This window comes from Hymenobacter sp., assembly GCF_031398885.1.
Taxonomy (GTDB): domain Bacteria; phylum Bacteroidota; class Bacteroidia; order Cytophagales; family Hymenobacteraceae; genus Hymenobacter.
In genome coordinates this window covers 1-25358 of the sequence record NZ_JANNOD010000116.1, presented here as the reverse complement: position 1 = coordinate 25358, position 25358 = coordinate 1, and the positions used below count along the sequence as shown (strand labels likewise).

Annotated in this window: 24 protein-coding genes; 16 read left to right on the top strand and 8 right to left on the bottom strand. The window is 64.0% G+C overall.

Going from position 1 to position 25358, the window contains the following annotated elements:
- Positions 1–116: 116 nt before the first annotated feature.
- Positions 117–1019, top strand: a complete 903-nt coding sequence (locus RMO51_RS20745) for a DUF4249 domain-containing protein (RefSeq protein WP_310397894.1) — start codon at positions 117–119, stop codon at positions 1017–1019.
- A gap of 27 nt (positions 1020–1046) precedes the next feature.
- Here the strand turns inward: RMO51_RS20745 and RMO51_RS20740 are convergent, their stop codons facing one another.
- A complete protein-coding gene (locus tag RMO51_RS20740; RefSeq protein WP_310397892.1) occupies positions 1047–1442 on the bottom strand; it encodes a hypothetical protein in 396 nt (131 codons plus the stop codon).
- Positions 1443–1985: 543 nt separating this feature from the next.
- Here RMO51_RS20740 and RMO51_RS20735 point away from each other — a divergent pair.
- The 3 genes from RMO51_RS20735 (at position 1986) to RMO51_RS20725 (ending at position 4280) form a co-directional block, all read left to right on the top strand.
- Complete coding sequence (locus RMO51_RS20735) at positions 1986–2699, top strand: SDR family oxidoreductase (protein WP_310397891.1); 714 nt, start codon at positions 1986–1988, stop codon at positions 2697–2699.
- A 184-nt stretch (positions 2700–2883) separates the two neighbouring features.
- Positions 2884–3783, top strand: coding sequence for an SDR family NAD(P)-dependent oxidoreductase (locus tag RMO51_RS20730; RefSeq protein WP_310397890.1), 900 nt, complete (start codon positions 2884–2886; stop codon positions 3781–3783).
- Between the two features lie 353 nt (positions 3784–4136).
- A complete protein-coding gene (locus RMO51_RS20725; protein ID WP_310397889.1) occupies positions 4137–4280 on the top strand; it encodes a hypothetical protein in 144 nt (47 codons plus the stop codon).
- Positions 4281–4299: 19 nt separating this feature from the next.
- Here the strand turns inward: RMO51_RS20725 and RMO51_RS20720 are convergent, their stop codons facing one another.
- Complete coding sequence (locus RMO51_RS20720) at positions 4300–4482, bottom strand: hypothetical protein (RefSeq protein ID WP_310397888.1); 183 nt, start codon at positions 4480–4482, stop codon at positions 4300–4302.
- A gap of 69 nt (positions 4483–4551) precedes the next feature.
- Here RMO51_RS20720 and RMO51_RS20715 point away from each other — a divergent pair, with 69 nt between their 5' ends.
- The 7 genes from RMO51_RS20715 to RMO51_RS20685 all read left to right on the top strand — a co-directional run bounded on the left by RMO51_RS20715 (position 4552) and on the right by RMO51_RS20685 (position 12019).
- Complete coding sequence (locus RMO51_RS20715) at positions 4552–4983, top strand: nuclear transport factor 2 family protein (protein WP_310397887.1); 432 nt, start codon at positions 4552–4554, stop codon at positions 4981–4983.
- A 154-nt stretch (positions 4984–5137) separates the two neighbouring features.
- Complete coding sequence (locus tag RMO51_RS20710) at positions 5138–5410, top strand: alpha/beta fold hydrolase (protein WP_310397886.1); 273 nt, start codon at positions 5138–5140, stop codon at positions 5408–5410.
- 56 nt (positions 5411–5466) lie between these two features.
- Positions 5467–5928, top strand: coding sequence for a hypothetical protein (locus RMO51_RS20705; RefSeq protein WP_310397885.1), 462 nt, complete (start codon positions 5467–5469; stop codon positions 5926–5928).
- 40 nt (positions 5929–5968) lie between these two features.
- Entirely contained in the window at positions 5969–6637 is a 669-nt protein-coding gene (locus tag RMO51_RS20700) for an NAD(P)-binding domain-containing protein (RefSeq protein WP_310397884.1), read from the top strand.
- Positions 6638–7049: 412 nt separating this feature from the next.
- Positions 7050–7499 carry a nuclear transport factor 2 family protein gene (locus RMO51_RS20695; RefSeq protein WP_310397883.1) on the top strand — a complete coding sequence of 150 codons (450 nt, stop codon included), beginning with the start codon at positions 7050–7052 and terminating at the stop codon, positions 7497–7499.
- Positions 7500–7655: 156 nt separating this feature from the next.
- Positions 7656–8300: an HlyD family efflux transporter periplasmic adaptor subunit gene (locus RMO51_RS20690; RefSeq protein ID WP_310397882.1), complete on the top strand. Its 645-nt coding sequence runs from the start codon at positions 7656–7658 to the stop codon at positions 8298–8300.
- Positions 8301–8401: 101 nt separating this feature from the next.
- Positions 8402–12019, top strand: coding sequence for a hypothetical protein (locus tag RMO51_RS20685; RefSeq protein ID WP_310397881.1), 3618 nt, complete (start codon positions 8402–8404; stop codon positions 12017–12019).
- Between the two features lie 162 nt (positions 12020–12181).
- Here RMO51_RS20685 and RMO51_RS20680 read toward each other — a convergent pair whose 3' ends face one another.
- Positions 12182–13063: a phage integrase SAM-like domain-containing protein gene (locus tag RMO51_RS20680; protein WP_310397954.1), complete on the bottom strand. Its 882-nt coding sequence runs from the start codon at positions 13061–13063 to the stop codon at positions 12182–12184.
- Between the two features lie 740 nt (positions 13064–13803).
- Here RMO51_RS20680 and RMO51_RS20675 point away from each other — a divergent pair.
- From RMO51_RS20675 to RMO51_RS20655, 5 genes are all read left to right on the top strand, one after another.
- Entirely contained in the window at positions 13804–14166 is a 363-nt protein-coding gene (locus RMO51_RS20675) for a hypothetical protein (RefSeq protein ID WP_310397880.1), read from the top strand.
- 823 nt (positions 14167–14989) lie between these two features.
- On the top strand, positions 14990–15268 hold the full coding sequence (locus RMO51_RS20670) for a hypothetical protein (protein ID WP_310397879.1): 279 nt from the start codon (positions 14990–14992) through the stop codon (positions 15266–15268).
- Between the two features lie 237 nt (positions 15269–15505).
- Positions 15506–15940: a BLUF domain-containing protein gene (locus tag RMO51_RS20665; RefSeq protein ID WP_310397878.1), complete on the top strand. Its 435-nt coding sequence runs from the start codon at positions 15506–15508 to the stop codon at positions 15938–15940.
- Between the two features lie 147 nt (positions 15941–16087).
- On the top strand, positions 16088–17005 hold the full coding sequence (locus RMO51_RS20660) for a universal stress protein (protein WP_310397877.1): 918 nt from the start codon (positions 16088–16090) through the stop codon (positions 17003–17005).
- A 219-nt stretch (positions 17006–17224) separates the two neighbouring features.
- On the top strand, positions 17225–18733 hold the full coding sequence (locus RMO51_RS20655; protein WP_310397876.1) for a glycoside hydrolase family 130 protein: 1509 nt from the start codon (positions 17225–17227) through the stop codon (positions 18731–18733).
- A gap of 95 nt (positions 18734–18828) precedes the next feature.
- Here RMO51_RS20655 and RMO51_RS20650 read toward each other — a convergent pair whose 3' ends face one another.
- From RMO51_RS20650 to RMO51_RS20630, 5 genes are all read right to left on the bottom strand, one after another.
- Positions 18829–19296: a hypothetical protein gene (locus tag RMO51_RS20650; RefSeq protein ID WP_310397875.1), complete on the bottom strand. Its 468-nt coding sequence runs from the start codon at positions 19294–19296 to the stop codon at positions 18829–18831.
- Positions 19293–19862 carry a hypothetical protein gene (locus RMO51_RS20645; RefSeq protein WP_310397874.1) on the bottom strand — a complete coding sequence of 190 codons (570 nt, stop codon included), beginning with the start codon at positions 19860–19862 and terminating at the stop codon, positions 19293–19295. The genes RMO51_RS20650 and RMO51_RS20645 overlap by 4 nt, the downstream gene beginning before the upstream one ends.
- Positions 19843–21714: a DUF4209 domain-containing protein gene (locus RMO51_RS20640; RefSeq protein ID WP_310397873.1), complete on the bottom strand. Its 1872-nt coding sequence runs from the start codon at positions 21712–21714 to the stop codon at positions 19843–19845. Before RMO51_RS20640 ends, RMO51_RS20645 begins: the two co-directional genes overlap by 20 nt.
- 184 nt (positions 21715–21898) lie before the next feature.
- Entirely contained in the window at positions 21899–22900 is a 1002-nt protein-coding gene (locus RMO51_RS20635; RefSeq protein ID WP_310397872.1) for a glycosyltransferase family 4 protein, read from the bottom strand.
- Positions 22897–25212, bottom strand: a complete 2316-nt coding sequence (locus tag RMO51_RS20630) for a glycosyltransferase (RefSeq protein WP_310397871.1) — start codon at positions 25210–25212, stop codon at positions 22897–22899. The genes RMO51_RS20635 and RMO51_RS20630 overlap by 4 nt, the downstream gene beginning before the upstream one ends.
- Positions 25213–25358: the final 146 nt, after the last annotated feature.

The following is a 25358-nucleotide window of genomic DNA, read 5'->3' as shown; positions in this document are numbered from 1 at the left end:
GACGATTGCAGACGGCCGCGCCGCCGTGGCTCCCCTCTCCGCGGGAGAGGGGCCGGGGGTGAGGTCCCTAGCGCCTGGCCAACTATCTAACCTCCGCGCTTTATCCCGCTTGCCTCATGAAGCCCTTGAAATCCAAAACTCCCGGCCGCCCGAAAGCAACTTTGGCCCTGGGACTGCTCCTAGCCCTGCTCCTGGCCGGCTGCGGCGCGCTGCAAAACGACGTGAACGTGCCGCTGCCCAACTACCCGCCCCAGCTCGTGACCGAGTGCTACCTCGAAGACGGGCAGGTGCCGCGCCTGGCCGTCACTGAGTCGGTGCCCTACCTGAACAACAACCAGCCCGCGCCCGCCGGCAGCCAGGCCTTCGCCCTGCCCAACGGCCAGCGCGTGCTGCTGCCCACCGACGTGACGGCCACCCTGATTCTGCCCGACGGCAGCCGGCGCGACCTGCCCTTTCAGCCGGGCGTGGACGCGTCGACCAACCGGTTTTACACCCACGGCGGCGGCCCGGCCCTGGTGGCCCCGCCCGGGGCCACCTTCGCCCTGGAAGTGCGCGACCAGCGCGGGCGCACCGTCACGGGCACGGCCACCGCGCCCACGCGCGTCCCCATCGACTCGGTGGAGTACGAGTTCAACAACCTGAGCCCGGCCAACCGCAAGGCCTACTTCCTGACCAATTTCCGCGACCCGCCCGGCGTGGGCGACTACTACCGCCTGCTGGTGCACAAGTCCAGCGTCCGCACCCTGGCCGAGGTCGACTACGACGTGCAGGACCGGTTCAACGACGGGCGGCCCTTCACGCTGGGCACCGGCTACGACTTCGTGGCCGGCGACACCCTCATTGCCACGCTCTTCCACTTCGACGCGGCCTACTACCAGTTCCGGGCTTCCACCGGCGAGGCCATCAACGCCAACGGCAACCCGTTTGCGCAGCCGTCCGCCATCCGCAGCACGGTGCAGGGCGGGCTGGGCGTGTTCACGGTACTCAACTACGACCGGCGGCAACTGGTGGTGCGGTAGCCGCAGTCGAGCACCAAGCGCCAACCGCTACCTCTTCTCGGCGGACCTGCGCTTGCGCAGGGTCTCGCGCCAAATCGGCACGAAGTCGTAGGTGGGGTAGAACTCGGTGGTGAAGGCCCCCCAGGCCCCGTTTTCCACGGCCAGATTCAGCGCCCGCACGTCCTTGGCGGCCACTTTGAGCGTCACCACCTGACCGATGCCCATCATCACGTACCACGACACGACCCGGGCTTCCTTAGGCGGAAACACCTCCCAAAAGCCGTTCTTCTCCTGAATCTCCTGCAGCTGCTTCAGGTTCTTGTCCTGCTGGTGCTTGAGAAACACCGTAATCACCGCCGAATCAGCCGCGGCCCCGGCGGTCTTTTGCGCGGCGGCGAGGTGGCTGCCGACAACGTGTAACAGAAAAAGAAGCAGCAGTTTCATGACGTGGGTTGGTTTGGGTAGCTGGCCTCACCCGCAGGATGGGCCTGCCATAGGTTTGGAATTGGGCATTCGGTTGGCTGCCTGGGTTGTCTAAGTTATTGCAAATGAGCTGTGCGCCGGATTGTCGCAACTGCGCCGGCAATGAGTATTCGGTACCGCTGCCCTACTACCGCCCTAACCGGGCAACGCCCCCCTTTTCAAGCAAGCCTTTCATGTAAGCACGACTCCGAGATATCAGATTGATTGCCGGGTCCTTCCGACCGGCCGGAGTTTCCCACGGACCGGCCGTACTTCCCACGGGCGGCAACCCGCCCAACTGCCCGAATTCCGGGAACTGGGGCCACTTTACAGGCAGCGGCGGGGCGGGCCACTATTTTGGCCGGTGGCTTGCGCAGCGCTGCTGGCAGGCCCTTACAGCTGATACGGCCGCGCTTGCTCCGGCGCCAGAGCCGCTCAGTGCGCGCAGTCAGCGCGCAGCTGCTGAAGACCCTTCTCAAACTTGATAACCGACGCTTCACCCCACCTCCTTTTCTCCTTTTTGCCATGAGCGAGTTTGCCAACAAAGTATTGGTTGTGGCCGGTGGCACCGGCGGCATTGGCGAGGAAATCGTCAAAACCTTGTTGCTGGCCGGGGCCACCGTGGTCGTGCCCTCGCGCGGGGCCGAGCACCTGACCCGCTTGCAGGACTACTGCGCTGGGGCGCCGGGCCGGCTCCTGCCGGTGGTGGCCGACGTGAGCACGCTGGCCGGGGCCGAAACCCTGCGCGACCAAGTCCTGACCCAGGCGGGCGGCCTCGACGGCATAGTGGCGGCCCTCAACGGCCGGCAGCTCTACCAGCCCTTGCTCACGCTGAGCGAAAACGACTGGCTCGACGTGGTCAACAACTACCTGACGGCGCACTTCATGACGGCCAAGGTGCTGCTGCCCGAGCTGCTGGCCCGCGATGCCGGGCACTACGTGATGATAAACGGGGGCGCGGCCGAGCACGTGTACCCCGGCCTTACCTACATGTCGATGATGGCCGCCGCGCAACTGATGATGACCAAGGGCCTGCTGGCCGAGCACGCGAAGAGTGCGGTCAGCATTCACTCCCTGCTCATTCACAGCCGGGTGGCCACTCGCCACGAGGCCGCCACGCAGGCCGGCCAGGTCACATCGGCGCAAGTGGCCGGCAAAGTAGCCGAGCTGCTGGCCGCCCAACACAAGGACCAAACCCCGGCGATTCAGGCCCTGCACATGGCCACCGTGGTTCAGTAAACGGGTTGAAACAGTTTTTTCTGAGGCCGGACTTCGGGCATTTCTTATTGCGCGCTTCCCCGTCCAGCATTGGAGCGACTTATTGCTTGCGACCCAACGGCGGCGGCGGTGGGCCTTGGGATTGCGCTACTCTATCAATTTCTGAAAATCCACCTCCACTTTTTTCAGTAATCCACCTCTTCAGATGAAGCACGTCGTTTTAATTACCGGCAGCAGCACCGGCATTGGCTTTCTCACCGCGCAGCGCCTGGCCCAGGCCGGCGCCACGGTTTACGCTTCCATGCGTGAGCTGCCAGGGCGCAACCGGCCCCACGCCGCCGCGCTCCGCGAATTTGCGGAGGCCAACCACCTGGCCATTGTTCCCCTCGAACTGGACGTGACCAGCGACGCCTCGGTGGCGGCAGCCGTGGAAGTCATCCGGCAGCGGGAGGGGCAGCTGGATGTGCTCGTCAACAACGCCGGGATTTGGGGACCGGGCATGATGGAAGCCTTTACCATGAAGCAGTGGCAGCACTACTTCGACACCAACTTCTTCGGCTGCATCCGCACCCTGAAGGCCGTGCTGCCCCTGATGCGGCAGCAGCAGCGGGGCCTGGTGGTGACGCTCTCGTCTTTGCAGGCCCGATTCGTGTTGCCCTACGGCGGCCCCAACCTGGCCACCAAGTGGGCCCTGGATGCCGCGACGGAAGCTTTCAAATACGAACTGGCCCCGTTTGGCGTGGAGTTCAGCATCGTCGAGCCCTTCGATATCCTGACCGAGATGAAGCACAAAGCGCCCCAGTACCAGTCCGCCGACCAGGCCGTGATTGACCAGTACGGCGCGCCCACCTGGGAGTACATCCGGCAGGCCTACCTCACCCCCGACGCCACGCGCGCCGGCGACCCGCACACGGTGGCCGAGGCAGTGGCGCAGATTATGGCGGCCCCCGTGGGCTCCCGGCCGCTGCGCGTGACGGTCCAAAGTCCTTTCCCGCAGATTGAGCAAATAAACCAATTGCAAGCGGAGATGCAGGCCGCGCTCTTCAACTGGATGGGCCTGACGCACCTGCTGACCCCGGCTGTGGAAGCGCCCGCGACGAATTAATGGATGAAATGCGCTGGCAAAAACAAGGGTGGGGTTCGGCGAAACCATTGCCTTGGGCAGGGTTCTGCCCATTTCTCAAAATTCCTTTTCCCGTTTTGCTGCCTTGGCGCCGCGCCGCCAACGTTCGAAAAATAGGGCCGCTGGGACATATGGGAGACCCCCGGCCAGAACTCCAATATATCAGAGTAGCACCTGGCCCCCACTGCCAGGCTATTCCCCTTGCCAAAAAGGTAAAAAACCGCTGGCATCTGAAATGAGCAGCTTACCGCATGCAAGCGGGCAAACCAAATAAGCTGGCACCGGCTTTGGCAAGGCGTTTTAAGTCCTCCTTCCACTCCCCAAATCCCATCTTAATGAAATTCGAGACGTTTGAGCACGGCCGGGCCTTTGTCAACGGCGTGCGGCTGCACCAGCGCATCGGCGGGCAATCCGGCGCCCCGCTCGTGGTGCTGGTGCACGGCTGGCTGGTGCACGCTCGCACACCCGGCGGCACATGACGCCCCGGCGGGCGGCCCACTACCGGATGCTGGTGCCCGACGTGTGCGGCTGCGGCGACTTAGAAAAACCCGCGCCGGGCCACAACGGGCTCACGCTGGTGGAAGACCTGCGCCAGCCGTTGGCGCAGCCGCGGCCGGCCCGGTGCACGTGGTGGGCCAGGAAATGGGCGCCCTGCCCGCCTTTTCGTGGGCCGTTCGACACGGCTCATCCCCGGCAGCAGTTCGGAAAATCTAGTCAAATACCCTTTTTTCACTTTAACATTTCCCTCCCATGCTTACTACTGATTTGCAGGATGTGGTGGCCGACAAGCTGGCTATCCAGCAGCTGGTGCACCGCTTCGAAAACGCTTTTGACGCGGGCGACGTGGACGCACACATGGCCACCTGGGCCGATGAGATGCAGTTCGAAAGCCCCTTCGGCAACTACGATAACCGAGAGGCCTACCGCGCCTGGGTGGCCAGCTTCGTGGAGCAGACCCGGGCCATGGGGGGCACCAGGCACCTCATCAACAACTGCGACATTGAGGTGCGGGGCGACGAAGCCACCATGTTCTGCTACCTGACTATCCTGAACCGGCAGCAGCGCAGCATCATTGCCACCACCACCTGCCAGGACACCCTGCGCCGCTTCAACGGGCAGTGGAAATTTACCCGCCGCGTGCTGCACGTCGACCAGGATTTAGCCGTGCTGGCGGGCGGCTAGCTGACCAGCCGCCAGGCCGCCGCTCGTAGGGTTCCCGGCTACTTAGGCAATCGGGAGCCGTGGTGCTTGGGTTGCGCGCGGCGCAACGCGTCGTTGAGTTCAGCGCGACCTGCCCAACAGTTTCATTGGCTCGCAACCATCTTCTCTAAACCCCATGAATTTTTCTGACTTCGACCACGCCCGGGCTTACGTGAACGGCGGCGTGAAGCTGCACCACCGCTCGGCTGGCACCGGCCCCACCGTGGTGCTGGTGCACGGCTGGCTGGGTACCTCCTACACCTGGCGGCACGTGGCGCCCCGGCTGGCCGCCCACCACCGGGTGCTGGTGCCCGACATGCGCGGCTACGGCGACTCGGAAAAGCCCGCGTCGGGTTACGACGGGCTCGCCTTGGTGGAAGACTTACGCGGCTTGAATTCTAACTTTTAACTCTCCACTTTTAACTCTCAACTCTTTCCAAAACCCCTCCTCACCCACCAACCCACATGCTCCTCCCCACCCTGCTCACCGGCTTGCTACTGGCGGCCGTTGCCAATCCTGGTTCGACGGCCCCTCCTACCCCCCGCGCCGTGGCCGACCGCGCGTTTGCGGCCTGGGCCGCCGGCGAGGCCACCGGCAACTACGCCGCTTTTCGGGCGCTGCTGGGGCCGTCGTACCGCACGTTTTCGCACCCGCTGCTGGGGCGCTTCGCCGGCCCCGAGGCCGCGCAGAAGCTCCGCGGCCTCGTCGCAGAGCGGGAGCAGAAGCCCAACCGCCTCGCGTTCACCAACGTGGTGGTTACGGCCAATGACAACACGTTTCTCTACCAGTTCGACTCGGCGGGCGAGGTGGCCGGCGGCTACCCTTACCGGGGCTACAACGTGCTGGCCTTTGAAGTCGCGGGCGGGGAGCTGGTGGGCATGCGCGAGTACTTCGGCTTCGTGGACCCGCAGTGGTTCAAGCAATGAGCCGGCACTTAAACAATCACCTTACCCTCTCTCCCTTTTTATGAACATTGGAATTATTGGAGCCGGCAACATGGGCGCGGCCCTGGCCCGGCTCTGGGCCGCCGCCGGCCACCGGGTGCTGCTCAGCTACGCCCGCGACCCCCGGCAGCTGCAGGCGCTGGCCGCCGGCCTGCCCCAGGCGCGGGCCGGCACCGTGGCCGAGGCCGTCGCCTTCGGCGAGGTGCTCCTGCTGGCCGTGCCCTACCCTTCCCTCGACGAAGTGCTGGCCGAGGCCCCGGCCTTCGCGGGCAAAGTGCTGCTGACCTGCGTGAGCGGCCTGCGGCCCGATTTCAGCGGCCAGACCACCGGCCTGCCCAGCCCCCGCACCGAGTCGGTGGCTGAGGAAATCGCACGCCGCCTGCCCGGCGCCCAGGTGGTGGAAGCCTTCAACACCACGTTTGCCGAGGTGCTGCAAGCCCCCTCGCGCCAGCTGGGCGGCGAGACGCCCTCCGTATTTTACTGCGGCGACCACCCGGCCGCCAACGCGCAGGCGGCCGCTCTCATCGCCGAGTGTGGCTACCAGCCCCAAGATGCCGGGCCGCTGGTGCACGCGCGGGTGCTGGAAACCCTGGCCACGAGCTGGGTGCAACTGGCGGTCGTGACCGGGCTGTTTCCGCTGGCGGGCCTGCGGGTGCTGCACGAGGTGCCACCGACCACCCCGCCCCAATAACCCCGATTAAACCACGGCCCCGGCCGGTTTGCCATGCTCGCTTTTATCTGCTCTCCCGCTGCCCCGGTGCCCGACCACCGCGTAAAAATCAGCGCCTTTGCGCAGCCCTCGTGGGCGAGGGCGGCTCGCGAAATCCACTTCTGGGCAGTCGTGTTGGCCGACCTGCTGCTCGCAGAAATCGGGGTGCTGGTCGACTGGACGGACGCTTACACCACGCGGCGGCGTAGTCTCCCGGCCTTTCTTCACCCGTTACCTGGGGCGCTGCCCCAATTCCCAAACGCCTGCCCCGGCCGCGCCCACCTGCCGGGCAAGGCCATAAAATCAACGGGGCGTTACCGGGGCTGTCGGTCCCGGCGGCAGCTCCCTTGCCAGAATAAAATCTGATTTGCCACCCTACTCTTAGCGCACTGTTATGGACGTAACCCAAATGCTCGCCGAGTTTGAAATCCGGCGCCTGGCCGACCACTACGCCGACGCCGCCAACCGCGTGGACGCCGGCCTGTTCGCCTCCCTCTGGACGCCGGACGCCGAATGGCTCATCGGCCCGCCCATCAACCAGCACTTTCGGGGGCGGGAGCAGGTGCTGGTTGCCTTCACCCATTTGCTGGGCTCCTGGGACTTTTTCGTGCAGCTCTCCACCAGCGCGGCCATCACCGTGACCGGCGACACGGCCACGGCCAACTTCTACGTCAACGAAATAGCCCGCGCCCGGCCCGACGGCACCAACAGCAACTACAACCTCGCGCGCTACTCCGACGAGCTGGTGCGCGTGGACGGCACCTGGCTCTTCAAGAAGCGAGACTACCAAGTCCTGTATCTGGACCAAAAACCCCTCACTGGGTCGGCGTTTAAAGTTCGGTGAAGGCCTCGCTGCTACCAGCGCCCGGACCGAAAAAGCTGCCCTTCCGAATCCCCCAACGGCAGCGTCGACATACCAGGGCATGGTAAAGCAGAACTTGGCCGACCACGTCCCCGAAGACGGTGCTCAAACCAAGGCTTAAGACAAACCGCCTCAACCATGAAAAAAACCTTACTCGCCGTGGCCGTCCTGGGCTTGCTCCTGCTGGGTGGCTGGTGGGGCACCCGCCCGCCACGCGCGACCGTAGCCACCCGGGGGGCCGTACCAACTAGCAGCGTTCCGGATTCGCTGCTGCTCACCAGCGCCGGCCTTGTCGGGGCCGGGGGCGAACAGCCCCTGCGGGCCGGGACGCGCGGACGAGTGCGCAAGCTCTACTTCACGGGCGGCGAGTATGTACATCAAGGTGATGTGCTGGCCAAGCTCTACAACTACAACTTCGTGCTGGCCCCGCGCGACGGCTTTTTGGGCAGCCGCCGCCTGGCGGTGGGCCAGTACCTGACGCCCACTACCCTGGTGACCACAATCTCCCGCTACCGTACCCTGGCCGTGAGCATTACCTCCGCAGATTCCCGGGGCCGCGTCCGGCCCGGCGACTCGGTGCGGGTGTGGGTCGCCAGCCGCCCGGCCCGCGTGGTGACAGGAGTGGTGAACTCGGTGGCCATCGGCGCACCACTAGGGGCCTTGGAAGTCCGACTCGCGGCCGGCGCCCCCTTTCGCCTCGGCGAACGGGTCTGCGTGGACCGGACCCCGCTGCCCCGTCCAGCGGCGACGGGCGCAGTGGCCACGAAAACACCCGCCCGTTAGCCGGGCCACGGCTCGCCGGGTAATAATGCCAGTTGCGGCTGAGGCTGAGGCTGGTTAACTACACTGTCTTCAGGATAATGCTGACTCATCTTGTCTCTCTTGTGACAGCCCTTTGCTGCCTGGGGCGCGGCCTGGCGGCCCGGGCCGCGGGGGGCTGCCGATTTGGCCGCCTGGCGGCGCGGCGCGTGACACTGGCCACCTTACTGGGCGGGCTGGCCCAGGGAGCCACCGCGCAGGCGTCCGCATCCGCGCCACTGTCGGTTTTCCTGCTGGGCGGCACGGGGCACGCGGCGCCGGGCCCGGCCCTGGCCGCGGGGCCGGCCCTGCTGGACCAGGCCCGGGCCGCCGGGCCCGGCAGCGTGCTGGTCGTCCTCGGCGACTACTTGCCGGCCAGCGGCCTGCCCACCGCGCAGGAGCCGGGCCGGGCGGCGGCGGAGCTGGTGCTGCGCCCGCTGCTGAGGACCCTGCGCGAGTTTCCCGGCCGGGTGGTGGTAGTGCCGGGCGGGGCCGAGTGGCAGAACGGCGGCCCGCGCGGGTGGGCGCGCGTGCGCGAGCAGGAAGCGTACATTCGGGCTGCCGTGCCCGGCGCCATTCTCGCACCCGCGGGCGGCTGTCCCGGCCCCACGGAAATTGCCCTCGATGCTACCCACGCCCTGGTCGTGCTCGACACCCAATGGTGGCTGCACGCCTGGGACAAGCCCGCCGAGGAGTCGGCCTGCGACGCCCGCGACCCGGCGGCTGTGGTGGTGCAGCTCGACGACGTGCTGGGCCGCAACCAGGACAAGCACATTCTGGTGGCCGGGCACCACCCGCTGCACAGCGCGGGATACCGCTTCTGGAAGGCCGCCCTGCCCAACCCCCGCAACCGCCTGCTGCGCCGGTCCCTGCTCGGCGTGCTCGACCGGTTTCCCCACCTCACCTACGCGGGCGGGCACGAAACCAGCCTGCAGTACCTCGAACCGGCCCCCGGCCGGCACTACGTGGTGAGCGGCGCCGGGGCCACGGCCGGGGGGCGGACCCCGCGCCGCTCGGCCCTGTTCGCCACCCGCACCGTGGGCTTTGGCCGCCTCGACTACAGCACGGCCGACAGCGTGATGCTGACGCTGCGCAGCGCCAACGGCCAGGTGCTCTACCGCCAGGGCTGGGTCGAGCCCACCGCGGCCCTGCGCCCGCTCCCCACCGCGAATACTGACGACCGGGGCCCCGACAGTGCCGTGGTCAAAGCCGGCGAACAGTACCGGGCCGGGCGGCTGAAAACCTGGTTGCTGGGCCAAAACTACCGCGCCGAGTGGGCCCAGCCGGTCCGGGTGCCGGTCCTTGATTTGGGCCGGGCCCATGGCGGGCTTGTGCCGGTGAAGCGCGGCGGCGGGCTCCAGACCAAGTCGCTGCGCCTGCGCGCGCCCGACGGCCGGGAGTACGTGCTGCGCTCGGTGAGCAAGGAAGTGGACCGGGCTGTGCCCCCGTTTTTGCGGCGCACGTTGGCCGCCGATGTGGTGCAGGACCAGATTTCGGCCTCGCACCCCTACGCCGCCCTCACGGTGCCGGTGCTGGCCGAAGCCGCAGGCGTGCCGCACACCCGCCCGCAAATCGTGCTCGTGCCCGACGACTCGCGCCTGGGTCCCTACCGCCGGGCCTTCGCGGGCACCCTGGCCGTGCTGGAAACTCGCGACCCCTTCTCCCCCGCGGCCTTCCGGGGGGCGCCCCAGCCCAAGGCGTACAGCACCCAGGACGTGCTCGACCAGCTGCGGGCCGACCCCCGCCACCGCGTGGACCAGCGCCAGGTGCTGCGCGCCCGCCTGCTGGACCTGCTGCTGGCCGACTGGGACCGGCACGACGACCAGTGGCGCTGGCTGGCTTACCGCCTGCCCAACGGGGGCCGCCTGTTCCGGGCCGCCCCGCGCGACCGCGACCAGGCCTATTTCGTCAACCAGGGCTTTTTGCCGCGCCAGGTCAGCACCGACTGGACCCTGCCCAAGTTCCAGGGCTTCGCCTACGATTTTCGCAACGTCAGGACCTTCAACTTCCAGGCCCGCCACTTCGACCGCTCTTTCTTGACTGCGCTGAGCCAGGCCGACTGGCTGGCCATTGCGGATTCGGTGCGCGCCAGCCTGCCTGACTCCGTCCTGGCCCGCGCCGTGAGCCGGCTGCCGGGGGCCGTGCGGCAGCTTTCGGGTCCCACCATCCTGGCCAAGCTGAAGGCGCACCGCGACCGGCTACCGGAATGGGCCCGCGAATACTACCACTTTCTGGCCCGCGAGGTCGACGTCGTGGGCAGCAACCAGGCGGAAACCTTCACCGTGGAGCGCCTGGGGCCCGACCGCACCCGGGTCACGGTGTTTGCGCTCGCAGACCCCGGCCAGCGCGGCCCCGCGCTCTATCAGCGGGTCTTCCGCACGGACGAAACCCGGGAAGTACGCTTATTTGGCCAGGGCGGCGCCGACGTTTTTCGGCTGCTCGGAACGGAAGGGTGGGGCGAAATGCGCGTGCGCATCATCGGTGGAGCGGGCGCGGACAGCGTCACGAACGGACCCAGCGACCGGCACCACGGCCGTAAAACCCTGGTTTACGACGAGCCCGGCGGGGTGCAGCTGGCCGCTGGCCTCAACGCCCGCGCGCTGACCAGTTCTGCCGCTGGGGGCAATGCCTACAACCGCACCGGCTTCCGCTACGATTACACGGGCCCGCTCTACCCGCTGGCCTTCAACCTCGACGACGGCGTGTTCGTGGGCGTGGGCGTGCTGGCGCGCCGGCCGGGTTTTCGCAAGGAGCCCTGGGCGGCCACCCACCGCCTCACCGGCAACGTGGCCCTGGCCACCGGCGCGTTCAGCTTCGCCTACCAGGCGCAACTGACCCACGTGCTGGGCCCGCTGGACCTTGTGCTGGCGGCCGACGTGCAGGCGCCCAACTACGTGCGCAACTTTTTCGGCTTGGGCAACGACACGCCTTATGACGCCCGCGAAAACATTCGCGACTACCGGGTGCGCTTCCGTCACTTGGGCGCAGAGGCGCAAGTGCAGCGCCGCCTCGACGACCACTGGCAACTGGGCGCGGGCCCCGCCTACCAGGCCGTAGACGTGGAAAACACCGCGAACCGCTTTCTCGCGCGCGTCACCGACCCGCGCGTGCGCCCGGCCGAGCTCTTCGAGCTAAAGCAGTACGGCGGCGCCACCGCCCGCGTGGCCTACGACCGGCGCGCCGACCCGCTCTTGCTGCCCCACGGGCTCACCTGGCGCACTGATTTCACGGCCTTTCGCGCCCTTAACGCCGCGGCGCGCCCGCTCACGTTGCTGAGCTCCGAGCTGGCGCTCTACCGCAGCCTACACTTTCCGCTGCGCCTCACGCTGGCCACCCGCTTCGGCGGGGCCGCCGTGCTGAGCCGCGACTTCGAATTTTTTCAGGCCGCCACGCTCGATGGACTCGCCAACTTGCGCGGCTACCGGCGTACCCGCTTCGCCGGCCGCCAGCGGGCCTACAACAACGCCGAAGTGCGGGTGCAGGTGGGCCAGTTTCGCAGCTACCTGTTTCCGGCCACCTACGGCCTGCTGGCCTTCCACGACGTGGGCCGGGTCTGGGTGCCGGCTGAAACCTCTCGCACCTGGCACCGCGGCTACGGCGGGGGCATTTGGCTAGCGCCGTTTCAGCAGGTCGTCCTATCGGCCATGCTGGGATTCTCCCGGGAAGACACCCTACCGATGGCTCGGCTGGGGTTCTTCTTTTAGCCAATACAGAGGAGCTTGAATCTGATGCTTAGAGTTGGCAACAGCATCGGCCGCTGTGCTGTAATCGTTTTTTGGATAGCAAGCTAAACCATGGTTGGCTGTGCTCCGCCTCACCCGGCAGAGTATTGTCTGTGAAGACATCCGGCACGGCTGATATTCTTTCTAAACTGCCTCATCTTCACCCCAAGCCACACGGGAAACCTCTACTTGAGGGGCTACCGTATTCTGATTGTATCGCAGGGTGGTTTTGGCGTTGACGTGCCCGGTGGCTTGCATTATCAGCTCCAGTGGTATTTTCTTGGCGAATGAAAGTGTGGTGAACGTACGCCGGGCCGAATGACAGGTAATGCGCAAGTACTTTTTCACGGGCTTCCTCTTGGGGCGGCTGGTTTGAGAGTAATAAGATATTTGCTCCGTTAGCTCATCAATCCCGGCTTGTTCGCAAACTTTTTTGATGTACTCGTTGAGCTTGGGGTTGCTTATCGGACGCAAATCGCCTTTCCATAACCGATTCAACAACATTCGTGCTGGTTTGCGCACATAAATCGTCGCCGCTATGTCAGTGGTTTTCTTTGGAACAAGCTGCAGGACGTCACCTTTGTCGTGCTCGGGCTTGAGCGACATAGCGTCGCAATAGCGCAAGCCCGTATATGCTATCAGTAACCAAAGCCCCCGGGCATTTTCGAGATAAGACGGTAAACCCTCCAACGCTTCGAGGCGTGCCATCTCGGCAACTGTCAGCGCCAGAACTTCGAGCTCTGCAAATTTCCAGTTCCACCCCTTTATATCAATTCGTGGGGTCCGTCCATGGTCAGCAGCATCTGCTAGGAACTCCTTCAGAATTTTCAGCTGCTTGTTAACACTACTATCGGCCAAGCATACTTCTTCGGCTAGGTATTCAGCGAAGTAGTTTTTCCACTCCCGAGTGAAGTCTGTGTATTCCAACGTGCGACGGAGCTTTGCAGAAAATATGGACAAATGACTACACGTGGTGCGATGGGAACGTACAGTGTTAGGGCTGTTCTTTTTTACCATCCGTTCCAGATAGGTAGCGAAATCAGAAAGAGGCCGGGGACGTTCGGGCGCAGGAGCAGCAGGGGTTTCTGGTTCGACAACCGCCCGAAGCTACTCGGCCGTGGGTAGGGTGCCAGCAGCCCAGCATTCCTGCCAGTAATCGAGCAGCCGGTTCCGCATGCGCTCGTTGTTGGCGTTAATTGCTTTATTACGTTGTGTATCAGCGCCCAGTCTCGGTGTCTTAGCCCGTTGCTCATCTCCTCCCTCCCACTAGTTTGGCCGTATCTTGTCTCCCGTATAGATGCGAATTCGGTCACTTCCATTCTTAGGGTTGAACCAAATAAAGATTGCCGTGGGCTTCTCACCGTTAGGCTCCTTCAACTGAAAGGAAACCGTCGCCATATGCGGAACTGATTAATTGAGAGTTCAAGATACAGAGAAATTGAATTCAGGGTACAGAATAGGGTACAAGAATTCCGTAAGAGGCAACTGAGTGTCCAGTACAACTTCAGACCAATTATTCACAAAACGGCCTATATGGGCTCTTATGACGTATTTTAGCACTCACGCCTGCCATAACTTAATCGGCTCAGGGGTATTGGTATTATTCCCCTACGGACTACAATACACCACAACCGGAAGGCCCGGAAAACCGCTTCTCACGTCGTGAAAGCAGTTTTCCGGGTTTTTTGCGTTGGGCCCGCACGGTGGTTCCCGACGCGAAACCGGGGGTTCCCCATCCGAGGGACTCCCCCCTTACGCCCCCCTGTATGGTTACCCAATTTGTATTGCGAAGCGACAAGAAAGATGCTGCCGGGCGTTGCCCGGTGCATCTGGTGGTCTACTTTGACGGTGCCCGCCTGAAATGTGCCGCCGGTGAAAAGTGCAAGCCGGCCGACTGGAACGCCGACAAGCAGAAGTTTCGGACCTCCTATCCGCTGGCCGAGGAAGCCAATGACTTGCTGAAACTGATGGCGGGGAATGTGCTGGCGTGGTGGCGCAAGCTGCGGGCGGTCGTGGTTGTAGCCCATTTCCCACAGGCGTTGGCAGTAGCGGCGCCCCTCGTTGTCGGCAAAGCGGCGCTGGGCGGGCGAGACCTTCGGCCTTGTCGGTGCGGTTGCTGCGCTCGATGAAGCCGTTGCACCGGGGCTGGCCTTTGGGAATGAGCGCGTAGGCAATGCCCAGGGCCTGGCACTGGCGGGCAAACGCCGTCAGACGCTGCGGGTGGGCCGTGTACTTCCTCGTAAAGACCGTGTGATTGTTGGTGACCACGACCCAGAAGAGGGGCCGCTGCTGCTGGGCCCGGCCCAGCACCTGGGCCAGGGTGGCGCCGTCCTGGTTGTTGTGAATCTCACTACACGTGAGGCGAGCGGCCCGGTGGATGACCGAGAGCTTGTGGTCAGAGCCCAGATGGACGGGCAGTTTGGGCGGGAACTGCCCGTCCATCTGGGCCCGGTGGTGGCCCACCGGCAGCGGGTGGGGCTTTTTAGGGCCGGCCGGGCGCGTCAGCCTGTGGGCTTGCGGGATGGCCAGCGCCGCGCCGCGATGGGGCTGGGCAAAGCGCGGGCGCAGTTCGCGGGCGATGCGCACGGGGCCTTAGCCAAGCTGTTGGACGGGGTAGTCGAGGACGGCCACCCCACAAGCCGGCGTGCGGGCACGGCGCCCGGGGAACGCCCCGCGGCGCTTCTGCCCGTCGGAACGCCGCGCCCAGCGTTGAATCGTGGGCAAGCTCCCGCCGTGGCGCCGGGCCAAGTGCCGGTAGCTGCTGGTCCTTGGTCTTGGCGGCCACCGCTTATTAAGTCTGCTCGCGTTGCCGAACGGTCAAGGCCGCCTTTTGTATGGAGTGCCGTTGCCAAAGATAAGCGTATATTAACCCGAATTGTCACTTCAGTTAAAAGCTAAGACGCTTGCGAGTGTTGTTTTAGCTTCTACCTCTCAACTTTTAACTTCTTTCAAATGGCTTCTCTCAAACGCATTCGCCGACCTCAAACGATGACCCGCCTGCTGACAATTGGGTCGTTGCGGGCCAGCCGGGCGGCCGTGCCCGTGGCCGAGGTGATGAGCCGGGAGTTTGAAACGGTGGCCATCGGCGCGGGCCTGAGCGGGGTGTGCGACCACGCCCAACGCACGCTCAACCCCTTTTACCCGGTGCTGGAAAACCAGCGCTTCCGCGGCGTCATCGACCAAAACAGCATTGATGAATTTCTGAAAATTCGGGCCGCCCTGGCGCACTAGCCCGCAACTGGTGGCCGCCGGACCGGCCATTTCTCCCTGCTCCGTTCCCGTGTTTTGCCAGGAAATCCGTCATCAAGGTCCTGACCGATGCCTTGCCCGCGCGGGGCATCGGCTCGCCGCCATTGCGTTGAGCAACTGGTCATTGCCCCAGGTTGCTCCTGCCAGCTTCCCTCCGGTCCGGCACATGCCCGGCGCATTTGGGCGGGAGCTTGTCGTACCGTTTTCTTAGTCCTTGCCATGAGCCTGTATCATCTTGTATACCAAAGCCGGGCCCTGGTGCCGCTCACCGCCCCGGAGCTGGCCCAACTGCTGAAGCAGGCCCGCGCCCATAACCGGCAGCTGCTCGTCACGGGCGTGCTGCTGCACGCGCCCGACGGCCGCTTTTTGCAAGTGCTGGAAGGCGAGGAGGCCGACGTGCGGCAGCTCTATTACGAGCACATTCGGTCCGACCCGCGGCATTATCACTGCCAGGTCCTCGGGGAGGGCCGCTGCGCGGAACGCAGCTTCACCAAGTGGGACATGGGCTGCCGCATCGCGCAGGCCAAGGATATCAACGCCCTGCTGCAAAGCAATGCCCTGCCCCCCTCGGCCCGCCCCAGCACCCAACCCAGCATTCGCCCCGAGCTGATGAAGCAACTGTTGGATTTTGTGGGCACCAAAACCATTCGATAACGGGCTGGCCGCGGCCTTCTTAGCCCCTGGACCTACTTACAAACTCACCACCTGACGCAACATCCGCGAACTGCGCGCCGGGGAATAGCTCCTTAGCTTCTGACTAATGCACACCCCCCGGTTTCGCCGGGCCAAACGCCTTGCCCCATGTCCCTTAGCCTGATTGTCTTCGCGGGTTTCTACCCGCCCGCCCGCTGCGCCATTCAGTACGCCGACACCCTGGCCCAGGCCGTGGATGGCCGGCTGGTGCTGCTGCACGTCAACCGCGCCGCGCTCTTTGACCCCAACGACCGCGTCGCCCAGAGTTACGAGCAGGAGGAGCTGGGACACCAGACCGATACGGCGGCCATGCTCTACCAGCAGGCCGAGGGCCTGCGCACCGTAGCCACCGTGGAAGTGGCCACCGACCTGCTGCCGGCCGTGGCCCAGGACCTGGCCCGCCGCTACCAGCCGGCCCTGTTCGTGCTCAGCCAGCCCGACGGGGCCCGCCCCGCCGCCGCCGACCTGGTCACGGCCTGCGCCGAGATACTGCGCGCCGGCAACTACCCGCTGCTGGTGGTGGCGCCCAACGCCCCCACCGACCACCCGCCCCGCCGCATCCTGATTGCCGCCGACCGGGAGTCCTTCGCGCTGGCCGCCGAAGTACAGGCCCTGCGCCCGCTGCTGGCTCTGCCCGGTGCCGAAGTGTTCGTGGCGCACGTGTCGAGCCGCGCCGAGGACGACGAAGGCTGCGCCCTGGCCCTGCGGGCCGTGCAAGCCAGTAGCCTCGTGGACGGGCGGCCCGTGCCGGAGCTGCGCGGCTACGAGCACGACGATTGCGCTGAGGGCCTACTGGCCGCAGTGCAGGACCTCCAGGCCGACCTGGTGGTGGTGCTGGCCCGCCAGCGCAGCTACGTGGGCGAGCTGTTTCACCGCAGCGTGACGGCCCAGCTGCTGGCGCGCTGCCCCGTGCCGGTGCTGGTGCTACCCGTGGCCGCCGAGGTGCCCAGCGGGGGAGGCACCGGCTTCGATACTGCGGTTCAGAACGCCACGGCCCTGCTCAACGGCTTGGCCCCGGCTTCCTAAGAAGCTGTTTAAGTTAGCTAAAAATCATGTTTGAACGTCATGCTGAGCTTGTCGAAGCATCTCGCCCGCTTCGTTTGGTTCGTTCAACGATGCGGGCGATATGCTTCGACAAGCTCAGCATGACCGTTTTTACTAACTTAAACAGCTTCTAAACGCCCCGGGGCGGGCCGCTGGCTAACCATTTACAGCCATTTTTTCGTATTCTTTTACTTAAATTCCATGCGCTTAACCATTGAGAGAGCCGCCGTAAAGGTGTACCCGGACATGAAGCGGGTCATTGCCCGCTTTTTTTTCTACGGCGAAGAGCGGGCCCGGCACGTCATCGGCCGCGTGATGGCGCTGAGCGAGGAAGAGGTGTTCAGCACCATATCGCCCATTTTGCAGGAGTACTCCAAGCGCCACCGCAACATCACCCGGGTGCTCAACCGCCATTGTGCCCGGCTGCAGGAGCTGTTTCCGGCGCTGGGGCTGGATTTCGAGAAAACCGCGCCCTACCGCAAGCTGCTGCTGGGCTCTTACTTCACCCACGAGTACTCCATCGAGTCGGCGGCCTTTTTCAACCCGTCCATCGTGGAAGACCCCGACCAGTCGGAGCTGGAAGCGGGCCAGAAGCGCATCATCGTCAGCTTCCGGGCGGTGGGCGAAGGCCACATTTCGTCCATCGTCTTTCGCCGGGCCGTGCTCGACCAGGACGCCAACATCCACGTGCTGCCGGCCGGCAACTACATCGACGAGGCCGAAACGGTCCGCAGCGCGGTGTACACCAAGGAGGCGTTTTTCGCGCAGGACTTCGCCGCCCGCCTCCCCGCGGCAGCGGTGGCCGAAGTCGCCGCCCGGCTCGCCGACCGGTTCGAGTACAACCAGTTTCAGAAAGTGGTGCTCGAAGCCCAGGCCGCCCAACCCGACGCCGCCCTGAAAAGCGGCTACGACCAGGTGCTGTGGCTGGCCGACACCTACTACGAGCTGACGTTTTCGCTGGACACCGACCTCTCGGACCGGGTGCTGTTTCCGGTGTCCGACTTTGAGCGCAAGGGCATGGAAGACGCCCGGTTCGTGCGCTTCGTGGAAGACGACGGCAGCATCGTGTACTACGCCACCTACACGGCCTACGACGGGCTCGGCATCGCGCCCAAGCTGCTCATGACCCGCGACTTTTACACCTTCCGGGGCATGCCGTTGCACGGCGCCGGCGCCCACAACAAAAACCTGGCGCTGTTCCCACGCAAGGTGAACGGCCGCTACGCCATGCTCTCGCGCATCGACGGCTGGCGCAACTACCTCATGTTCTCCGACCACCTGACCCTTTGGGAGCACGCGGTGCAGATTCAGGAGCCTCAAAGCCCCTGGGAATTCATTCAGATTGGCAACTGCGGCCCGCCCATCGAAACGAGCGAGGGCTGGCTGGTCATCACCCACGGCGTGGGCCCCATGCGCCGCTACTGCTTGGGCGTGAGCCTGCTGGACCTGAACGACCCAGCCGTGGAAATCGGCCGCCTGAGCGAGCCCCTGCTCATTCCCAACAAGGAGGAGCGCGAAGGCTACGTGCCCAACGTGCTCTATTCCTGCGGCTCCATCATCCACAACGGCAAGCTGGTCATTCCCTACGGCCTGTCCGACTACTGCTCCTCGTTCGTAACCGTGGACTTGAAGCGGCTGCTGGAAAAGCTCCTGGACGAGTGCTCGGCGGTGGCGGCTCCGGCGGCGCCGCTGGTGGCAGCTGTGTCGTAAGCGGTTTTCAGGAGATTCTCGGCTTTTTTGAAATTATCCAACCGTTCAGCAAACGTGAAATGCTACACAACCGAGTCCTCTCAGTGGGCTTAATTTCACACGAGTGCTGAAGCAGTGTTCGGGCGTTCGACAAGCTGGCAGGCCTTAGCCAGCCTACGGGCTAAGCTCTTGGTTATTTCCCCCTGAATGAGCGCATGGGCGGGGTTGGCGGGTAAATCCTCCGTTTCAGCCACTGGGTCATGCACGCATAGCAGGCCCAAGCCGAGCGGTACCACAGCAGGCAGAATGGCCGCCAGGTGGCCAGCGCCCGTCCTCGTCACGAGGTTAAAGGCCGCTCGGGCCAACGCCTGCTCGTAGGGAACAAGCCCTAACCAAATTTCCAGCACATCCACCGATACACCGTCACCCGCCCCCTTGGGACTGTATTTGAATACCGTGCTGGTGAGTTGCGGACGGCCAGCGGCATCGCGGATAAAAGCACCCGCCCCGTCTTGTTCTACGTGCGAGGGAAGCTCGGGCACCCGACGAATAAGGGAGTTTGCTTCGGTAATGTGGTAACTCATGCCACGCCCAGTAGAACAGGGGAAAAGTCGTGATACAACTCGATGGCCATTGCCAGCGTAGGCTTTTCCCAAATGACTTCGTCATCCGGGCCAAATAGGGTAAATTCCCGTTCGCCATCCGGAGATATTTCTATTTCCAGGGGTGCCTTTCCGCCGTTTAAATCAAGCTGAATACCGCCGTTGCGCAACGGAAAAGCGGCTAATCTTGGATGATGGTAGGGCAGTAGCTTCACAAAGAGCGGGTCTTGCACCAACTCGGTGGCGCTTTGTACCGCCGCCGCCTGAATAGCCGGCGCGCCGTAGGAATCCCAATTGGGAAGAAGTTGCTCAAAAGCGCGGAGCTTGGCTAACTCCCGCTGGAGGAGGAAAGCGACATTAGGCGGCGATTCTGAGGGCAATTCCGGAAGGCCGGCACCCCGCACGTCAAAATACTGCACCGGGTAGGCAACATTACGCCGCATTGCCTGGCGTTCCAGCACGTCAGCATAGGCGAGGCTTAGCGGGCGGATGGCCCCGCCCCCCGTCTTGCGTTTTATCGGGTTGGGGCTATTGATTGTCGGTGACATATTCTCTGGGTTTGAATTCGTAGCTGGCAAGCTTCAGCAGCACCGACAAAATGAGAAACGCCTTCTCTACCCCGTACTCGTTATCATCGAGTAGCCCGTGGGCAACCCGATTACGCAGGTTTTGCCCGGCCTTTTCGTGCAGATGAAACCGGACGAAAAATAAATCCTCCGGGTCAAGGTGCGGCGTCAGGTCCCGCAGCAGTTCCTCGAGCAGTTTTTCATGGACGATGCCATCCTTTTTGGGGCGGAAGGTTGCTATTCCCAGCAGGTCGCACATGTAACGCAGGATGTATTCCACCTTCAAGACCAAGGAGTCAATGGCCGCGATAAAATCCGGGTCATCGGTTTCGCCTTCGCGCCAGCGGTTCAGCTCCTGGAAGATGATGCGGATGCCGGATTCCAGCAGCCGTAATGGATGCGTGAGGCTGGTGACGCCATGTTCCCGCACCGGACGAGGCTGGCCCAACCAGCTGTCGGCCAGGTAGGCCATTACGCCGGACTGGTTCAGCTTGCCGGCTTTGTACGCCGCCAACATCAGCTGAACAAGGGTTTGGGTGCCAAGTTGTCCCAGCATGCCATACGCATTAAGTATGCGGAACTGCTGTTTTTCCTCCTCGGTGGCAAAAATCTGTACTGGGTTGCCGTGCTTATCCTCCACGGTGGTAGGAAAGAAATCAGCAAAAGACTTCGCTGCCGTCTCTTCGTAATCTCGGACCGACTGGATGGTGGCAAACATGGGCGTTGCGGCAACGAGCAGCACTATCTGCGCCTCCGTACTTTGCGCCACCTGCTGCTGAATCTCTGCGGCCTGGGCGCGGGCATGCGCTGCGGGCACCTCCGTGACAACGGTATTCAGCCCAAAGGAAGTGCGAAGTTGTTGGTAGCGCCGGTTGAGCCGCTCCACGGCGACTGCCTCGCCGAGTTCCTGGTACAGGCGCAAGCCCTGTTGCGTGAACGAAACGGCGGCGGAGTTACCAGAAGCCTCAGCCTCCTCAGCCAGCTTCTCGTACAGCTCGGCCACGAGCAGCTGCCAGGGCCGGGCATCCAGCTTGGCCTGCCGGGCTACGTTGGCCGTTGCTTGCGCGAGTTCCATCGCGCCGTACCGGTACGAAGCACTCAGTTCGTCTATCAACTGCCGGTTCCTGGCCAGGAAATCGGGCAGCCGACCGGCCTCCTGAAACAACGTGAGTTGTTCCGCTACCAGGCTGGTAAACGTACCCAACAGCATGGGCGTACCCGTCCGGCTCGCGTTCCAGCGCTGTTGCGTGGCGACGATATAGTCAACCAAGACCGGCAAAAAAGTCGCAACGGCCGGGTCGCGCTGGCGGCTGGTGGCGATGCGAAAAGCCAGTGCCAGGGTCTGCACCGCGTACAAAACGTAGTGCTTGGAAGCATCCTCAGTGGCTTCCAGCGTGAAATACTGTTGGCTTAGCTCGAACAGAACCTGCACCAGGGCCGCTACTTCCTCCGGCCGGCCTGCCTGCTTACGCAGGTACAGGAACAGGCCGTATTCACTTTTTAGGTACAGGTTGCCCGTGGCCTGAAACCGGTGTTTGAGGTACGTATACTCTGCCTCACCATATCCGGAGGTATCAGGCCAGCCGAAGGACTCTTCATTGCCTTGTGCATCCTGCCGCATCCCCGAAATATGGAAGCTGATTTTATCGTCCAGACTCTTGCTGGCCGCTAACACCTCTTGTTCTATGCGCGCGGGCCGGGCGGCTTCCGGGTCGGGGCCGGCTTCCAACTGTTGGGCCAGTTGCCCAAATTCGGCTACAATATCCCGGTTCTGCAAGGCAGTCACGGAGGCAGCATCCAAGGCGACTAAATAGCTGGCGAGTGTATCGGGCATAAGAGTGACCAAAGTTAACCGGAGAGCAGCTTGAAGTTACGGATGCAAGCTGTTGCGCATAACATGGCTCAGAATAAGAGTGTGCAGAAAGCTTAATGTGGCCAGTTGTTCAGCGTGTAAATCTGCACATTTATAGTGAAGACGGTCTTTAAATCACTGTGTCAAGAGGTTGTACTGACAAAATCTACACCACCCGCCGGTACACCGCCAGGTAGTCGGCCACCATTTTCTCCTGCGAAAAGCTGGCCGCCGCCCACGCTCGGCAGGCAGCACGGTCAAGCTGCTCCAGCTGCCCTACCGCTGCCACGGCTTCGCCTACATTGGAGACCAAAAAGCCCGTCTGGCCGCCTTGAATCAACTCCGGCATGGCGCCCCGGCGGAAGGCAATGACCGGCGTACCGCACAGTTGGGCCTCGGCCACGCTCAGCCCAAACGGCTCCTCGAACCGGATGGGGTGTAGCAGGGCGGCCGCGTGGCCCAGCAGCAGGTTGCGGCGCTCCGGCCCCACAGGGCCCAAAAATTCGATGGTGTCGCTCAAATACGGTTGCACACACTCGTCGAAATACGCCTGGTCCTGCACGATGCCGGCCAGCAGGAGCCGCCGGCCGCTCTGCCGGGCAATCTGGATGGCTTCGAACGGTCCCTTGTCGGGGTGAATGCGGCCCAGGAACAGCAGGTAGTCGTCGGGCTGGGCCACGAAGCTGAAATCGGCCACCCGCAGGCCGTTGTACACCGTGGCGGCGTAGGGCAGCGAGGGGTGGCGGTCGGCGTGGCTGATGGACACGTAGGCCGAGGTGGCGGCGTACTTCTGGTACACCGGCAGAATCCGCGCCGACGAAAACCCGTGGATGGTCGTCACCATGGGCGTCCGAATCAGCCGCGAGTAAGTGAGCGGCAGAAAGTCGAAGTGGTTGTGGATGAGGTCAAATTCGGCCGCCCGCTCCATCAGGTGGCTGATGTGCAGGCATTCGAGCACCTTGGCGTCCTGGGTGCGGTCTTCCTCGTAGCCCCGCGCCACCACGGCGGCCAGCGTGCCCGCCGTTTCGGAGTCGGCGGTGGCGAACAGGGTCACGTCCACGCCGGCGGCCACCAGGCCCTCGGCCACGTTGGACGCCACCTGCTCCCAGGGCCCGTAGTGCCGGGGCGGACTGCGCCAGGCCACGGGGGCCAGCACGGCCACTTTCATGCGGTCAGCACCAGCTCCTGGGACACGGGCTCGCGGGGCGCGGCCTGCGAGCGGGCCGGGTCGTACTCGTGCTCCAGGGCCAGGGCGTTGAGCACCGTGAGGTGGGAAATGAGGTAGGCCAGCGTGCTTTCGGCCCCCTGGTTGCGGTTGAGGGCGGTTGGCTGGAGGCCGTCGCAGCAGCCCTTGGTTTCCTGGTCGTAGAGGGGCACGCGCAGGATGTTCTCGCCCAGAAACCACTGGTAGCTCACGAACATCCGCCCGATGAAGGCCGGCTCGTGGGTGGCCCGGTAGGCTTGAAAATACAGCAGCACCATGGCCATGGTTTCGATGGCCTGCTGGTCGAACAGCGGCACCTCGCCCGCCTGCCCCCGGTGGTACCAGCCCTCATTCCCCACCGGGCTCAGCAGCCCGCCCCGGAAGCTCAGCCCTTCCAGAAAGCGCAGCGACTCCAGCGCCACGCGCCGGGCGGCTTCGTCGCCACTCACCTCGCTGGCGTGCAGCAAGGCCAGCGGCAGAATGGCGTTGTCGTAGGTCAGCTTTTCCTCGAACCAGTGCCAGTCGGGGCCGTCGTGCGCGGCGTAGGCCCGCAGCAAATTGGCTGTCAGCAGATTTAGCTCCGCCAGCATGCCTTCGTCGTCGGGGTGGGTTTTGAGATAGTAGGCCAGGCCAATCATGGTGTTGGCCTGGCCCCGCAGGTGAGTCAGCTGCCGGAAATGGGGCACGGAGCGGCAGAACAGCTCCCGGGCAAATTCCCGGTACGAGTTGTTGGGGGCGCAGTGGATGAGAAAGCCCAGGGACCACACCGTGCGCCCGAACGAGTCCTCGGAGCCGATGTCGTCCAGGTATTCGCGGCGGAAGCTGAGGAAGTTGCGGAAGTTGCCGTCGTCGCGCTGCATGTAGTGGAGGTAGCTCAGGTAGATGGGCAGCAGGTCCAGCGCTTCCTGGCTTTTGTGCTGTTGGTAGGCCATCAGGGCCATGGTCAGGGCCCGGGCGTTGTCGTCGAGGCAATAGCCTTCCTTCAGGTTGGGGATGCCGTACTTGGCGTGCTGCACGATGCCGGTGTCGTCGGTGAGGCGGCGCACGTGGGCCAGGCTAAACTCGGGCATGATTTCCGGGTCCACCAGGGGGCGGGGCGGCAGCCCGGCGGTTGCGGCCGCGGCCCGGGCGTGTTCCAGCACGAGCAGAAACTCCGCCCCGATGGTGGGCCAGCGCAGGTGGCGGCCGTACTCGTAGGCCTTGCGCCGCAGCGCGGCCAGTTGCGCGGGCTCGCTCAGCAGCTCGTTCACGGTTTCGGCCAGAGCCCCCGCGTCTTTGAAAGGAAACAGGCGGCCCCGGCCCTCGGCCAGCAGCTCCTGGGCGTGCCAATAGGGCGTGGACACCACGGCCGCGCCCGCGCCCACGGCGTAGGAGAGCGTGCCGCTGGTAATCTGCGCCTCGTTGGTGTAGGGCGTGATGTAGAGGGCGGCGGCCGACAGGTAGTGCATCAACTCGGCCTCGACCACGAACTTGTTGATGAACACCAGGTGGCGGTCCACGCCCAGCTGCAGGGCCAGCAGCCGGAGCTGCTCGCGGTACTCCTCGCCGGAGTGGCGCACCACGCCGGGGTGGGTGTTGCCCAGCACCACGTACACCACGTCCGGGTGCCGGGCCACGATGGCCGGCAGCGCCCGGATGACCGTTTCCAGCCCCTTATTACGACTCAGCAGCCCAAAGCTGAACAGCACCCGCCGGCCCCGAAAGGGCGACACGCGCAGCAGTGGGTTCACGGCGGGCGCTTCCAAATCGGGCACGCCGTGCTCGATGAGCTGAATTTTCTCGGGCGCGATGTCGTAGATGTCCGTCAGAAAGTCGATGCCCCGGAGGCTCATGACAATGAGCCGGGCCGAGCGGCGGGCAATTTCCTGGATGATGATTTTCTGGGTGTGCGAGGGCTCCCGCAGAATGGTGTGCAGCACCGTCACCAGCGGCTTTTCGAGCCGGTGCAGCAGCGGCAGCAGGTAGATGCCGCTCTCGCCCCCGAAGATGCCAAACTCGTGCTCGAGCAGGCACACGTCGGCGTCGCTGGTGTTGAGGAAGTTGGCGGCCTGCACGTAGTCTTTCTGCCGCTCCTGCCGGATGACGAACCGCACGTCCTCGGGGTATTCGTACGCGTCCAGCCGGTCCGAGTCGTTCAGCGCCACCCCAAACCCGCTGGCCTGCCGGCTCTGGCCTTGCCGCTGCAGGTTGGTCAGAATGGCCTGCACCACGTTGCTGTTGAAGGTGGCAATGCCGCACTCGCGGGGCAGGTAGGTGGAGATATAGGCGACTTTCATGTTGCGTTTTAGGGGGTGAATGTCCGCTGAACTGGCCCGTTAGAAACCCGTCAGAAAGTAGAAGGACGTCCAGCCGAGCCCGGGCGATCCAAAACCCCAAACGTTAAAATTTAATTACAAAACGGGGAAGGGGGTAGTACCCCAAC